The sequence below is a fragment of the Pandoraea bronchicola genome (assembly GCF_902459805.1).
Taxonomy (GTDB): domain Bacteria; phylum Pseudomonadota; class Gammaproteobacteria; order Burkholderiales; family Burkholderiaceae; genus Pandoraea; species Pandoraea bronchicola.
Map to the genome: position 1 here is coordinate 909,877 of NZ_CABPST010000001.1, position 13,434 is coordinate 923,310.

At 64.0% G+C, this 13,434-nt stretch carries 12 protein-coding genes; 10 read left to right on the top strand and 2 right to left on the bottom strand.

The window, feature by feature from the left end; genetic code table 11:
* Positions 1-309 precede the first annotated feature (309 nt).
* The 5 genes from PBR20603_RS04060 (at position 310) to PBR20603_RS04075 (ending at position 2,718) form a co-directional block, all read left to right on the top strand.
* Entirely contained in the window at positions 310-660 is a 351-nt protein-coding gene (locus PBR20603_RS04060; protein ID WP_150558210.1) for a hypothetical protein, read from the top strand.
* Between the two features lie 14 nt (positions 661-674).
* Positions 675-1,268, top strand: a complete 594-nt coding sequence (locus PBR20603_RS04065; protein WP_246174361.1) for a YMGG-like glycine zipper-containing protein — start codon at positions 675-677, stop codon at positions 1,266-1,268.
* An 84-nt stretch (positions 1,269-1,352) separates the two neighbouring features.
* Entirely contained in the window at positions 1,353-1,727 is a 375-nt protein-coding gene (locus PBR20603_RS24050) for a hypothetical protein (RefSeq protein ID WP_174977764.1), read from the top strand.
* A 137-nt stretch (positions 1,728-1,864) separates the two neighbouring features.
* Positions 1,865-2,449: an RNA 2',3'-cyclic phosphodiesterase gene (gene thpR / locus PBR20603_RS24055; RefSeq protein WP_174977765.1), complete on the top strand. Its 585-nt coding sequence runs from the start codon at positions 1,865-1,867 to the stop codon at positions 2,447-2,449.
* A 53-nt stretch (positions 2,450-2,502) separates the two neighbouring features.
* Positions 2,503-2,718 carry a hypothetical protein gene (locus PBR20603_RS04075; RefSeq protein ID WP_150558212.1) on the top strand — a complete coding sequence of 72 codons (216 nt, stop codon included), beginning with the start codon at positions 2,503-2,505 and terminating at the stop codon, positions 2,716-2,718.
* 98 nt (positions 2,719-2,816) lie between these two features.
* Here the strand turns inward: PBR20603_RS04075 and PBR20603_RS04080 are convergent, their stop codons facing one another.
* Entirely contained in the window at positions 2,817-3,611 is a 795-nt protein-coding gene (locus tag PBR20603_RS04080) for an MHYT domain-containing protein (RefSeq protein ID WP_150558213.1), read from the bottom strand.
* Positions 3,612-4,036: 425 nt separating this feature from the next.
* Between PBR20603_RS04080 and PBR20603_RS04085 the strand changes: the two genes are divergently transcribed.
* Entirely contained in the window at positions 4,037-5,602 is a 1,566-nt protein-coding gene (locus PBR20603_RS04085; protein ID WP_150558214.1) for a DHA2 family efflux MFS transporter permease subunit, read from the top strand.
* A gap of 132 nt (positions 5,603-5,734) precedes the next feature.
* A complete protein-coding gene (locus tag PBR20603_RS04090; protein ID WP_150558215.1) occupies positions 5,735-6,682 on the top strand; it encodes a DedA family protein/thiosulfate sulfurtransferase GlpE in 948 nt (315 codons plus the stop codon).
* 81 nt (positions 6,683-6,763) lie between these two features.
* Here PBR20603_RS04090 and PBR20603_RS04095 read toward each other — a convergent pair whose 3' ends face one another.
* Positions 6,764-7,219, bottom strand: a complete 456-nt coding sequence (locus PBR20603_RS04095) for a MarR family winged helix-turn-helix transcriptional regulator (protein WP_150558216.1) — start codon at positions 7,217-7,219, stop codon at positions 6,764-6,766.
* A gap of 736 nt (positions 7,220-7,955) precedes the next feature.
* On the opposite strand from PBR20603_RS04095, the gene PBR20603_RS04100 reads away from it, so the two are divergent.
* The 3 genes from PBR20603_RS04100 to PBR20603_RS04110 all read left to right on the top strand — a co-directional run bounded on the left by PBR20603_RS04100 (position 7,956) and on the right by PBR20603_RS04110 (position 13,431).
* Complete coding sequence (locus PBR20603_RS04100) at positions 7,956-9,731, top strand: ClcB-like voltage-gated chloride channel protein (protein WP_425495779.1); 1,776 nt, start codon at positions 7,956-7,958, stop codon at positions 9,729-9,731.
* Entirely contained in the window at positions 9,728-11,734 is a 2,007-nt protein-coding gene (gene mnmC, locus PBR20603_RS04105; RefSeq protein WP_150558217.1) for a bifunctional tRNA (5-methylaminomethyl-2-thiouridine)(34)-methyltransferase MnmC2/FAD-dependent 5-carboxymethylaminomethyl-2-thiouridine(34) oxidoreductase MnmC1, read from the top strand. Before PBR20603_RS04100 ends, mnmC begins: the two co-directional genes overlap by 4 nt.
* Before the next feature lie 491 nt (positions 11,735-12,225).
* The gene (locus tag PBR20603_RS04110; protein ID WP_150558218.1) at positions 12,226-13,431 is read left to right on the top strand and encodes a cation:proton antiporter; all 1,206 of its coding nucleotides are present in this window, start codon (positions 12,226-12,228) and stop codon (positions 13,429-13,431) included.
* Positions 13,432-13,434: the final 3 nt, after the last annotated feature.

A 13,434-nucleotide genomic window follows, 5' to 3' on the forward strand; every position in this document is an offset into this window, starting at 1 on the left:
AGCGCACCTCACAAAATCCGCCTCCGCCACACGCATCGAACGTTAACGATTGTCAAAGGCCCGCTTCCCGGGCGATGCGCGCCAGCGTTGACTCGAACATCGCCAGCGCACGCCCCTCAAACAAGCGTAATGCTTTGAAACACATCTAACAGGCGCTGTAATTGCCCCGAGGGTTGGACGGGCCTAGACTCGGAAGCGTCAGCTCCAGGGCGGCGTTGCGGCACATTTGGGGGATATCCACCTCGTTGCGACGCGCGTACGCGAGGCGGAATCCACCGCGCCCGGAGTTCGTTCTTCGAGGTCTGTGTCGTGAAACGTCTTCCTGTGGTCCTCGGCTTCGTTGCCGTGGCTGCCGCCCTGGTCAGCGGCAGCGCCTTCGCTTGGCGCGGTGGCGTACGTGTCTGGGTCGGTCCCGGCTACTACCCCTATCCCTACGCCTACCCGTACTATCCGCCCGCCGATTATTACGCGCCTCCCGTGGTGGTCGTGCCAAGTCAGCCTCAGCAGTACATCGAACAGCCGCAACCCGGCGCCCAAGGCGGCCAGCCCGGCGCAGGCAGCGACACCTGGTACTACTGCGACAAGGCGGGCGCCTACTATCCCTACGTGAAAACGTGTCCGGCCGGATGGCGCGAAGTCCCTGCGCAGCCGGCAAACTGATCTGGAGACGCGCCATGTCATCTGAATCGCCCGTCGTCTCCCAAGCGCGCAAACCGTCGAGGGCCACGGCCGGTGCCTCGCGTGCCCCCCGCCGTCTCGCTGTGCCCGTGGCCATCGTCATCGCCGCCGCCACACTCGCGGGTTGCGCCGTAGTGCCCTCCGGTCCAAGCCTCATGGCATTGCCCGGCAGCAACAAATCCTTCGACCAATTCCGTCAGGACGATTTCAACTGCCGCCAATACGCCTCTGGCCAAAACGGTGGCCTCGACACCGCCACCGCTGCGAACACCAGTGCGCTGGGCAGTGCAGTGATCGGCACAGCCATCGGCGCCGCGGCCGGTGCGGCCATCGGTGGCGGCTCGGGCGCGGCCATCGGCGCCGGGGCCGGCCTGCTCACGGGCAGCGCCGTGGGCATGGGCAACGCGCAGTCATCTGCATATATGACGCAAAGCCGCTATGATCAGGCCTACGTTCAGTGCATGTATGCGTATGGCAATCGTGTCCCCGTTCGCGGCGACATGGTGATGCCGCAGCCGGCCCCCCAGCAGCGCTACGCGCCACCGCCGCCGCCGCCCCCGGGCTGGAAGCCGCCTCCGGGCACCTACTGAGCCCACACATAAGACGTGACGCCGGCATGGCCCCTGCGAGGGGGCAATGTCGGCCAAGTTGCGTCGCTTCGCCCGAGACACCTGATGACCCACCATTCGACTGCCCGCTCCGCTCCCTACGCGTCTGCGCTGCGCAAATCCCTCTGGATGACGCTCCCCGGCGCCATCGCCGCCGTGCTCGTGCTCGCGCCGCATGCCCACGCGCAAAACACCCCCGTACCGGCAAATTCGGCCAACGCAGCCAATGCGGCAGGCGCCACCGGAGCCACGGGATCCAGCGCCTTCAATCCGAGCGCCGATATCTCGCGCGCGGTCTCCCGCGACACCACCGATGCGGCCATCCAGAACAACTGGAACAGCATCATGCGTCCGCCGGTTCAGGCCAAGTCGGAAGACAAGCCGGCAGAGACGCCGCGCCGCGGCCGGCGCGGCATCACCCCCGGAATTTCGACGAACTGACCCGACCGGCACGGCACCCGCCGCGTAGCGTTCGTGCGCGCGGGTGCCGCCCGTCAGCGCGCCAGGCCCGGCTGGAATTCGCCCGATTGCCCGTCTACTATGAGAATCATCAGCAGGCTCCAATCCCTGGTGTTCTCATGCGACTTTTCCTTGCCTTGTGGCCCGGGCCGGGTGTGCGCGAGCAGCTTCACACATGGGCCGTCTCGGCTCACGCGGAATGCGGCGGGCGCGTGCTGCGCGCCCAGACGCTTCATCTGACGCTGGCCTTTCTCGACGAGGTCGATCCCGCCCGTCTCCCGGTGCTGCTTGCGCTCATGCAGCGCACGCCGCTCGCGCCGCTCACGCTGACCTTCGATCATCTCGGCTACTGGTCCGATCGCAAAATCGTCTGGGCTGGGGCGCCCAGTGTTCCCGACGGACTCATCGCCACTCGCGACACGCTGCTCTCGCAATGGTGTGCGACGGGGGCTCGCGTGGTGACGCAGTCGTTTCGCCCGCACGTCACACTGCTGCGCCATGCGCGTCGCGCGCCTTCGGATCCGCATCCGCGCCCGCTGATCTGGCACTGCGATGGCTATGTTCTCGTGCACTCCGTGCGCACACCGCGCGGCCCGCACTACCGCGTGCTTGCCGAGCATCACGGCGGCCAGCACGATGGAATTTTCTCGACGTCGACGGAGAAATCGGCGATAGCCACAACGCAATACGGTATAGTCGGATGACGATGCGCCGACGGGTTGGCGCATCGGTTTTTCGTCATTCGCAGGAGGCTCAAGTGCAAGTCGGATCGATCGTCAAATCCAATCACATCGCAGTGCCACGTGGTGCCATGGGAATCGTCACCCGTATGCTGGGCGACATGGCGATGGTGTGCTGGTACTCCGGCCAGCCCGGTGCATCGAAACAACTCAACACCGAACCGTTCTTCATTGTCGACCTGATCGAAACGGGCGATGTGATGCCTGTCGGGGGAAGCCCCATCCTGCACTGAACAGTGTGCCGCGCCGAAAGGCGCTCAGATAAAAAACGCCGGCCTGTCTTTCGATAGGCCGGCGTTTCGCTTTTCAGACGGAAACAACGCAGCAGATATCAGACCTGCCCCGCGCGCTGGCGCATGAGCGCGTCGAGTCGCGCCGCCATCCGCTCGCGCCGTTTGCGCGACGTGCGATACAGCAACACGCCCATGGCAAGCAACACCACACACGCGATCAGGAAGACGCCATACGGCAGCGTATCGCCATGCAGGCGCATGCTGATTTGCGCACGCGTCTCGGCCGTGCAGATGATCGTGCCCGCACGCATGCCCGTGTAGTGCATGCCGCAAACGGCCACCGCCATCACCAACGACGCCAGCGCGCGTTGCAGCGTGGTTTGCAGATGGAACGCCAGCCAGAGCGCCACGCTCGCTGCCACGATCGCGATGAGCACCGACAGGGCAACGATCGTCGTGTCCCATTCGAAATACGCCTGCGTGCGCATGGCGCTCATGCCAAGGTAGTGCATGCCTGCCACGCCCAACCCACCCGCCACGCCGGCAATCGTGCATTGCAGGACATTGCGATACGGTGCACGGGCGACATACCAAAGCGCCGCCCCCGAGACCACCACCGCCAGCAGCAGACTGCCGAGCGTAGGCCAGAGGGAATACGACACGGGAAAGGGCATGCGTTGCGCGGCCATGCCAATGAAATGCATGCCCCAGATGCCGATGCCCCCCAGCGCGAGCGCCGACACCACGAGATAACCCGGGCTGATGCGTCCGTCGTCATCGCGAATGCGTGATGCGGCCACCAACGCGACATAGGCCCCCAGCGCCGATATCACGAAGGAAAGCAGAACAAGAAACTCACTGTATTGAAGGGGAATGACGCTACCTGGCTGCATGGGCTTATCCTGTGATTTCGCTATCGCCGAGGCGCCGCAAGCGCTGACGAGAGAACTTTATTGAGCCTGCACGACTACGCCCAGGGGACAGCGACGTGGCATCGCACACGTCGGGCGTCAGCGGCGATTCAATCTCGCCTGCCCACTCGCGTCAAGGGGCAAAAGCGTCTGACGTTCGCAAGACGACGATGATTTGCCGCACACCGGCTACGCGCGATGAAAGTGCTCCGTCGAAACCCCTTGCAGGACGCGTGATTCGCGCAACCTCGGCCGATACGAGAGGCCGATCGGATCGTTTCCTGACGTTTTAGAGCCCGAATTCCAAACCCGCGTCGCACACGGTCGTCGTTCTGCGGCACCATCCGGGGAAAGACTTCGGCCCCCGTCCAGCGCGACCCGGCCGTCATTTCAGGGAGACGATGCACATGGCTGACGCCGCCACTGCAAACGCCACCGCCGCGCCGCAGGGGGCGCCGCTGACCGGTGCGCGACTGGCGATTCTCACGATAGGCCTCGCACTGGGCACCTTCATGGAGGTGCTGGACACATCCATCGCCAACGTTGCGGTGCCAACCATCGCGGGAAGCGTGGGGGTGTCGAATAGTCAGGGCACGTGGGTCATCAGCTCGTATGCGGTGGCCGCAGCCATCGCTGTGCCGCTCACGGGATGGCTGGCACGACGCGTTGGCGAAGCGAAATTGTTCGTGTCTTCGGTCACGGCATTCACGGTGGCGTCGATGCTCTGCGGCCTGGCGCCCAACATGGAAGCGCTCGTCTTCTTCCGCTTGCTGCAGGGTCTGGTGTCGGGCCCGATGGTGCCGCTCTCGCAAACCATTCTGCTGCGAAGCTTTCCCGAGAAAAAACGCGGTCTCGCGCTCGGGCTGTGGGCCATGACCGTGATCGTCGCGCCGATCTTCGGCCCCGTCGTAGGGGGATGGATTACGGATAACTACACATGGCCGTGGATCTTCTACATCAATGTGCCCGTCGGGATCTTCTCGGCGGTGTCCTGTTTCCTCTTGTTGCGCGGACACGAAACGAAGACACAAAAGCTGTCCATCGATCTCATCGGTCTGGCGCTGCTGGCCATCGGCGTGGGGTCCTTGCAGATGATGCTCGACCTCGGCAAAGATCGCGACTGGTTCAACAACAGCCTGATCGTCACGCTGGCGCTCACCGCCGCGATCTGCCTGTCGTTCCTGATCCTGTGGGAGCTGACATCGGATAAACCCATCGTCGACCTGACGCTGTTCAGGGACCGCAACTTCGCGTTGGGTGTCGTGGTGATTTCGTTCGGCTTCATGACGTTCTTCGCCTCGGTGGTCATCTTCCCCCTGTGGCTGCAAACGGTGATGGATTACACGGCGGGCAAAGCCGGGTTGGCGACCGCCCCGGTCGGTCTGTTGGCGCTCGTACTCTCACCGCTCATCGGGCAGAACATGGACCGGCTGAACCTGCGCGCGGTGGCCTCGTTCGCGTTTTTCGTGTTCGCCGGGGTGTCGTTCTGGAATTCGCACTTCGCGCTGAATCTCTCGTTCGCGAAGGTCATCGAGCCCCGGCTCATTCAGGGCATCGGTATCGCGTGCTTTTTCGTGCCCGTGACCACCATCACGCTCTCCAGCATTTCGGACGATCGCCTCGCGGCGGCCTCCGGTCTGTCGAACTTCTTCCGCACGCTTTCGGGCGCCATCGGCACCGCCGTCAGTACAACGATGTGGGAAGACCGTGCGATCTACCATCACGCGCGGCTCGCCGAGAACCTCACCCCCTATTCCGACGCTACGACCAGCTACCTCGACCAGTTGCGTCAGGGACTGGGCCTCGCGAATGGTGCGGACTTTGGCGTACTCAACGACCTTGTCACACGCCAGTCCTTCATGCTGGCCACGAACGACGTCTTTCACCTGTCGGGATATGTCTTTCTTGCCATGGCGGCACTCGTCTGGCTGACCAAGCCCAAGCGTGGCGCCAAGGCCGCAGTTGGCCACTGACGCCCGCGTTCCCCGGCCGGCCGAGACGATCGTTCCAGAAAAGCAACAATACTTTTCGGCTTTCAGGCTTCTGGTCGTCACAGCCGGGAGCTACCATGCCGTATTGCGCTAATTCGCCAACAGGGGCCCGGCATGCTGTTCGATCTGATCGCCCGCTACGGGCTCTGGCTTGTCTTTCTGAATATCTTCGGACAGGCGCTGGGGTTGCCGTTGCCGGCATATCCCACGCTCATTGTCACGGCGTCGACGTCGCTTTTCCCGGCGGTGGCGATCGTCGGCCTCGCGGTGTTCGCCGCGCTGCTGGGTGACGTCCTCTGGTTTCTCGCCGGACGACGCTACGGCCACCATATCCTTCGGCTGATGTGCCGCCTGTCGATCTCGCCCGATACGTGCGTGAGCCGCACGGAAGGCTCGATGGGCCGTTATGGCGTGCGAGTGCTGATGTTTGCGCGCTTCGTGCCGGGACTCTCGGCCGTGTCGGTGCCGATGGCAGGTGCGCTCGGGGTGTCCTGGCGCACGTTCCTGATGTACGACGCCATGGGTGCGGTGCTCTGGTCCGGTGTCGCCGTGGCGCTCGGGTTCGGCTTCGCGTCGCACATCGTGGCCGTGCTCGACGCCTTCGATACGCTCGGCCGGGGGGTGCTGTGGCTGGTCGCGCTTGTCTTCGTGCTGTATCTGCTCAACCGGTGGCTCAATCGTTACCGCCTGCTGCGTTCGCTGCGCATGGCGCGTATCGGCGTTCAGACGCTGGAAGCATGGATGAAGGACGAAGTGACGCCGGTCGTGATCGACGTGCGCTCGGCCGCTCGCCGGGCGGTCGATCCGTTCACGATTCCCGGCTCGCTCGCGATCGAACCGGACGAAATCGCAGAAAAGTTGCGAGACATTCCCCGCGATCGCCGGGTCGTGGTGTTTTGCGCCTGTCCGAACGAAGTGACGGCTGCCCGCCTGGCGCAACAACTGCGGCAACAGGGCTTCACCGACGTGCGTCCGCTGCTTGGCGGCCTCGACGCCTGGCGAGATGCCGGCTACTCGGTTCAGAAGATCGATGGCTTCGACATGCTCGTCCCGGCACATTGATCTTCAGCAGCTGGCGCAATCGATTGCGCACCACTCAATGACGCGCGCGTATCCGTAAGGGCGCGCGCGTCTTGCTTTGGATCACGTCTCGTTGAGGGTGTCGCGAAGCTGGAGGAGCAGCGTGCGCAAGGTCTTTTGCGCGGCATCGGATTGCCCGGTGATGGCCTGCACTTGCGCAGGCACCTGACGCGCCTCTCGACGCAGGTTCACCCCCCGCGAGGTCAAGTCGATGAACACCTGACGTTCGTCCGCTTCGCCACGACGACGCGTCAAAAGCCCCATGGTTTCCAGTCTTTTCAGCAATGGCGTGAGCGTGCCGGAATCGAGTCCGAGGCGTGCGCCAAGCTGATTGACAGCGATGTCGTCCTGCTCCCAAAGCACGACCATCGCAAGATACTGCGAGTACGTCAGTCCGAGTCTGTCGAGCATCGGCTTGTGTGCTTTTGTCATCGCAAGCGATGCAGAGTACAACGCGAAACCCAACTGCTCTTCTAGACGCACGGGCGATTTTTGTGCGGCTTTTTTGCTTACTGCCATTCGGGTATTACTTTTCAATTCCAGTTCGATTGCGCGTCATTCTATTTCACCGCGTGGAATGTGACCAGTTCAATGGACGGATGGCAGGACTCGCGGGACAAGATATTTCGAGGGAAGGCGACACGGGCTGGGCGCACTGCACGAAACGACGCATTGGGGCAGAGACAGCCGGCGCTAAGGGGCAGGGCGGATCGTTCGGGACGAACGGCCATCGGTGGACGAGATCATTCCCGATAGCCCGGCTCGCCCGCAAAAACGGCTGGGAATACTGTGCTGACATGGTGCCCGGCCCCCGAAATTTACCTTTATCTGAATAACGTTCAGAAAATGCCTTCGGTGACGGCTGCCGCCAAAACCTGATGTGACGAAAACGCTGGGTGGGGTAAAACGCTGGCCGCGCCGCAAACCGTCGAATCGCGTGGCCGGACCGCTGTCATTGGCCCAGTAAATCACCTTATCTGAGCACGCCTCAGTTTTTCGAATGATATGGACGGCGTTGGCGGCGTTTGGGGAGTTACGCCAAGGCCAAGGCTGAATCCTGGCCGACGATGTGGCGTCTTCGGATTCGCATCGTCAAACGGCCCTTCGTGTTCGATTCCGTCGGTGCCCGTTGCCGCGTCGTCGCTTCGACCAGAAACTCACGGTCAAAAATACGTTATCTGAGCTTTCCTCAGTTTTTGAGTTGCCAATCATCCGCCGGGTCGCCTGCTTTCAAAATAAGGCGCCGGTCGATACCATGAGACCCAATTTCGATCACGACCGTCTTCTATCCGTGTCAGCAGTGTCCGCTTGGGCTAAATCGCCTGTCGTTGTGTGGGTGCGGCGCCAATTCGCACCGAACACCCTGCAAATCACGTTGCTGCTTGCCGGCATCGTCGGTCTGCTGGGGGCGTTGGCGACCGTGGCGTTTCGCGAAGCGCTCTCCGGGCTGCAATTCCTGCTCGCCGGACACCGCAGCGGCATGGTCGAGCTGGCACAGAACCTGAACTGGTGGCAGCGGTTGCTGCTGCCGACAGCGGGCGGCCTGATCGCCGGACTGATTCTGCAATACGCCACGTTGTGGGTGCCCAAGAAGGGCGCCGACGACTACATGGAAGCCATTGCCATCGGCACCGGTGTACTCAGCCTGCGCCAGACGCTCGTCAAAAGCCTGTCGTCGCTGTGCTCGGTGGCCTCGGGTGCGTCGATCGGCCGGGAAGGGCCGATGGTGCAGCTCGCCGCGATGTTTGCGTCGCTCGTCGGCCGCACGCTGGCGTTCCCGCCGGAGCGCCTGCGTCTGCTCGTGGCTTGCGGGGCGACAGCAGGGATCACGTCAGCCTATAACGCGCCGATTGCGGGTGCGCTGTTTATCTCGGAAATCGTCTACGGCTCGATTTCCACGGCAACGCTCGGCCCGCTGATCGTAGCTTCGGTCATCGCGAACATCGTCATTCGCCAGTTCCTCGGCTACGAGGCGGTCTATCAGATGCCGCGTTTCGACTTCGTTTCCGGCTGGGAAGTCTTCTTCTACGTGGGCCTCGGCATTCTCGCGGGCGTGCTCGCGCCGTTATTCCTGCGACTGCTCGACACCGCCAAACAGCGCTTCGGCGAGCTGCCTGTGCCGCTGTTCCTGCGTTTGGCGACAGGCGGACTCGTGGTGGGCGTGCTGTCGCTGCAAGTGCCGCAGGTCTGGGGCAACGGATACAGCGTGGTCAACTCGATCCTGCACACCCACTGGGCCTGGCAGGCGCTCGCGATGGTGCTGGTGTTCAAGGTGCTGGCGACCGCTTCGTCGGCCGGCTCCGGCGCCGTGGGCGGCGTGTTCACACCGACGCTCTTCGTCGGCGCTGCGCTTGGCAGCCTTTATGGTCTGGCGATGAACGCACTCGCCCCGGCGACCGCCTCGGTGGCCAGCAGCTACGCGGTGGTCGGTATGGGCGCATTTCTGGCGGCAACGACGTACGCGCCGCTGATGTCGATTCTGATGATCTTCGAGATGACGCTGAGTTATCAGGTAGTGCTGCCCCTGATGCTGGCGTGCGTGACGGCCTATCTCACCGCTCAGACACTGCGCGCCGACTCGGTGTACGCGAAGTCGCTGCGGCGCAATCAGGTTGCCGGCCATTGGTTGTCGATGACGGGCGAGGGCAGCGAAATGCGCCTGTCGTCGCTGGCAGTGGACAACGACGCCGTAGTGAGCGCCGCCGATACCTCGGAAGCCATCGGGGAACGCTTCATCGAGACCGGTTATCGCAACCTCGTGGTGCGTGCGCCGGACGGACGCCTCATCGGAACCCTCGACGCCGCGAACTGGTGGCAACGTCAGGCCACCGGCAAGCCGGAACTGTGGACGGAAGTCATTACGGCGCACAAAGCGCTCGATGGCGAGATGGCGCTGGTCAGCGCGCTGCGCGCCGCCGGCACGATGCACGCCGACTGGGTACCCGTGGCAGATGCACAAGGCAAGTGGCTGGGCGTCGTCTCGCTGCCGGCACTCATCGAGATCGTGACCAAAGCGCGAGGGGGCGAATGAGTCATCGTCCGGGTCCGAGCCCCATTCAGCCGGCAGCGCCGGCAAGCGCTACGGATGGCACACCCTACTCGACGGTGTTCGACGACGTCTATCACAGCACGAACGGGGCACTCGGTCAGGCGCGGCACGTCTTTCTCGGCGGCAACGATCTTCCCGAGCGCTGGCGCGGGCGCGAGCAATTCGTGATCGTCGAAACCGGCTTCGGTCTGGGCCTGAATTTCCTCGCGACATGGGCCGCGTGGCGCGACGATCCGCAGCGTCCGGCGCGGTTGCATTTCGTGTCGGTGGAGAAGTTTCCGTTCCGTGCGCAGGATCTGCGGCGTGTCCTCGCGTCGATGCTCGTGTTGCCTGGCATGACCGAGCTGGCCCCGCTAGTGCAGCGCCTGTGCGACCTGTGGCCGTCTCCGGTGGCGGGTTGGCACCGGCTGGAGGTGGCGCCCGGCGTGGTCCTGAGCGTCGGGTTCGGCGATTTTTTCGATTTGATGCCCTCGCTGCGGGCCGGCGCAGATGCCTTCTATCTCGACGGCTTCTCCCCGGCCAAGAATCCGGACATGTGGACGCCGAACGTCTTCAAGACGCTCAGCCGTCTGGCGCGCGACGGGGCGACGCTATCCACCTATACCTCGGCCGGACAGGTGCGGCGCGATCTCATCGCCGCCGGCTTTGCGACGGCACGCCGGCCCGGTTATGGCTATAAGCGGCACATGCTTGCGGGCCATTACGCGCCGCCATACCGCATGCGACGCTACGATCCGCCCGCCGCGCCGCCGCCGCGCGCCCGTGAAGCCATTGTCGTCGGCGCCGGGATGGCGGGCACGGCGATGGCACGGCGGCTCATCGCTCGCGGCTGGCGTGTGCGTCTCTTCGAGCGGGCGCAGGCGCCGGGAACCGCGGCGTCGGGTAATCCGGCGGGTGTCTTCCACCCGCAACTCTCCGCGGACGACAACGTCTTGTCGCGCCTCACGCGCGCGGGGTTTCTGTACGCGCTCGCGCAGTGGAGAACGCTGCCAGGCGGACTGCCCGGACGTGCCGACGGCTTGCTGCAAGTCGCCATGACCGCTGCGCAAGCGCAAGACATGCAGGAGCTTGTCGCCACGCACGAGTACCCGGAAACGTATGCGAAGTGGGTCGACGAGACCCAGGCGTCCGCTCTGGCCGGGGAAACGCTCGCGCATGGCGGCATCTGGTATCCGGAAGGCGGCTGGCTCGCACCGGCTATGCTGTGCCGCGCTGAACTGGTGGCTGCGGGCCCGTCGCTCGACGCGCGCTATGGCGTTGCCGTGGAGCGGCTCGAACAACGCGATGGCCGCTGGGCCGCGCTCGATGAGGCTGGCCGGGTGCTCGCCGAGGCCGACGTCGCGGTCGTGACGGCCGCCGACGTCTCACAAAAATTGCTCGCCCCGCATCTCACGCCAGCGTTCTTGCCCGTCAAACGAGTGCGCGGCCAGTTGACCTTTCTGCCGCCCGACACGTTGCCCGGCTTGCGCGTACCGGTCTGCGGCGACGGCTATGTCGCACCGTCGCCGTTGGGCGGTGCCGGGCCGATCACCGGCGCGACGTACGGCTTCGACGATCCGGCAGAGGATGTGCGTGTCACCGACCATCAAGCCAATTTGCGCCGTCTTGCCGCGCTACTGCCGGCGCACGCCGATCGCTTCGGCGACGCGGGACTGGCCAGCGAAAGCGCCGCCGCCGAGCTTGGGGGACGCACGGCATTCCGCACGTTGATGCCCGACCGTCTTCCAATGGCCGGGCAACTGCCCGACATGGCCGCCATCGAGCCGCAGCGACGACGGTTGACCGGGGGGCACCTGCGGGACCTGCCGCGCCTGGAAGGCCTGTACGCGAGCTTTGCGTTCGGTTCTCGGGGACTGGTGTTCGCATCGTTGTGCGCGGAACTGGTCGCCAGCCAGATCGAAGGCGAGCCGTGGCCAATCGGCGCCGATCTGGCCGATGCCATCGATCCCGCCCGCTACCTGATGCACGCGCTACGCAAAGGCTGACGGCGCGGGCTTCGCCCCGCGTCCCGCTCGTCGCCCGGCATTCCGGATCGCCAGCCAACACTCACCACGGCCGTTATTCGCGTCTCCCGCATCTCCGTGGGGATGCGCGCATGCCGTCGTTCTCCGAAAATAAGCGACGCCTCAATAATTCGAATCTGACCCTATAGGGGTCAAAAGCCCGCCTCAGGCGGGGTGCGACGCGCCCGAGGCGCTTGCCCCCGTACGTTCCGGCCGTCGCCCGGTATTTGGCGCCCAGCGCCTCCCATCCCGCATGTCCGGCAGCGCGGAGAACCTCGACTGCGCCGGTCTCCCTACGCGGCGGCCGTACCGCCATCGTGACGGCCGTTTGAAATCGCCTGAAACCGAGTGTGGCAAAATGAACCCAACCCTTCGGGTTCGTCGCGCATTTGTCCTTCATCTGCAACCCCGCGCGCGACTTCTTTTCCTTTTCACCACTTGATGCGCCGTCAAGCGGCGCAAAGCGAGCATTAATGACGTCGGAACTGTCCCTTTTTCCGGGCTGGCCGCCGGCGCCCGATCCTGTTTTCTTCGCCGGGCTGGCATTGGTATTTGCCGGACTCGCCGGGGAGATCTGCTTCCGGAAATTGCGCCTGCCGCGCATTACCGGTTATGCGGTGGTCGGGCTGGTCGGTGGCACCCTGGGTCTTTCCTCGATGCTGGACGCGCAGACCAGTGCGGCCATCCGGCTGCTGATCGATCTGGCGCTGGGCCTGCTGTTGTTCGAACTGGGCAGCCGCCTCAACCTGAAATGGATGCGGGCGAACCCCTGGATCATTGTTACCAGTGCCCTGGAAGCCTTGCTTACCTTCGTGGCCGTCTATGCCGTGCTGCGCGTATTCAGCGTGTCGCCGCTGACGGCCGTTCTCATCGCCTCCATCAGCATGGCGACATCGCCCGCCGTGGTGATCCAGCTCAAGAACGAACTGCGTGCCGAGGGTCAGGTCACGGAACGTTTGCTCGCCCTGGCGGCGCTCAACAGCGTGTACGCGGTCGTCGCGGTGAAGCTTGTTTATGGCTGGATGCATCAGGCCTACCACTCGAGCTTCTGGGTCGTGCTGTTTCACCCGTTGTACCTGCTCATCGGTTCGATTGTGCTGGCATTTGTGCTGGCGAAGGCCTGCAACCTGGTCTTCCGCAAGTTCGGCAGTCAGGACCATCACGCATTCGTGGTGCTCATCGGTCTGATCATGCTGATGGTCGCGCTGGTGCACATGCTCAAGCTGCCGAACTCGCTCACACTGCTTCTCGCCGGGATCATTTTCCGGAATGTCGAGGAGCGTCCGCAGCTTTGGCCGGCGTACTTCGGCACGGCGGGGTGGCTGCTCGCGGTCGTGTTGTTCGTGCTGACGTCGCTGGCGTTCCAGTGGGAATACCTCTTGATCGGCGGGTTGGCGGCGCTGGCGATCATCGTCGTGCGCTCGATCGCCAAGGTGGTGGGTACGGTCGCGGTCGCCCATCAGGCAGGGATCAGTTACAAGCAGGCCGTCGCGCTCGGGTTGTCGTTGTGCCCGATGGCCAGTCTCGCGTTCGTACTCGTTGCCGATACGTACGACATCTACCCGCAGTTCGATCCGATGCTCAAGGCCGTGGTGATGTGTGCCATTGCAGTGCTGCAACTGGTCGGGCCGCTGGTGGTCTATTGGGCGTTGGCCCTTGTCGGTGAACGGAAGGATTAAGCC

Bases quoted from the DNA above. Each gene is read 5' to 3' on its own strand.
- PBR20603_RS04065 (WP_246174361.1), top strand. From the start codon at position 675: ATGTCATCTGAATCGCCCGTCGTCTCCCAAGCGCGCAAACCGTCGAGG.
- PBR20603_RS24050 (WP_174977764.1), top strand. From the start codon at position 1,353: ATGACCCACCATTCGACTGCCCGCTCCGCTCCCTACGCGTCTGCGCTG.
- thpR (WP_174977765.1), top strand. From the start codon at position 1,865: ATGCGACTTTTCCTTGCCTTGTGGCCCGGGCCGGGTGTGCGCGAGCAG.
- PBR20603_RS04080 (WP_150558213.1), bottom strand. From the start codon at position 3,611: ATGCAGCCAGGTAGCGTCATTCCCCTTCAATACAGTGAGTTTCTTGTT.
- PBR20603_RS04085 (WP_150558214.1), top strand. From the start codon at position 4,037: ATGGCTGACGCCGCCACTGCAAACGCCACCGCCGCGCCGCAGGGGGCG.
- PBR20603_RS04090 (WP_150558215.1), top strand. From the start codon at position 5,735: ATGCTGTTCGATCTGATCGCCCGCTACGGGCTCTGGCTTGTCTTTCTG.
- PBR20603_RS04095 (WP_150558216.1), bottom strand. From the start codon at position 7,219: ATGGCAGTAAGCAAAAAAGCCGCACAAAAATCGCCCGTGCGTCTAGAA.
- PBR20603_RS04100 (WP_425495779.1), top strand. From the start codon at position 7,956: ATGAGACCCAATTTCGATCACGACCGTCTTCTATCCGTGTCAGCAGTG.
- mnmC (WP_150558217.1), top strand. From the start codon at position 9,728: ATGAGTCATCGTCCGGGTCCGAGCCCCATTCAGCCGGCAGCGCCGGCA.
- PBR20603_RS04110 (WP_150558218.1), top strand. From the start codon at position 12,226: ATGACGTCGGAACTGTCCCTTTTTCCGGGCTGGCCGCCGGCGCCCGAT.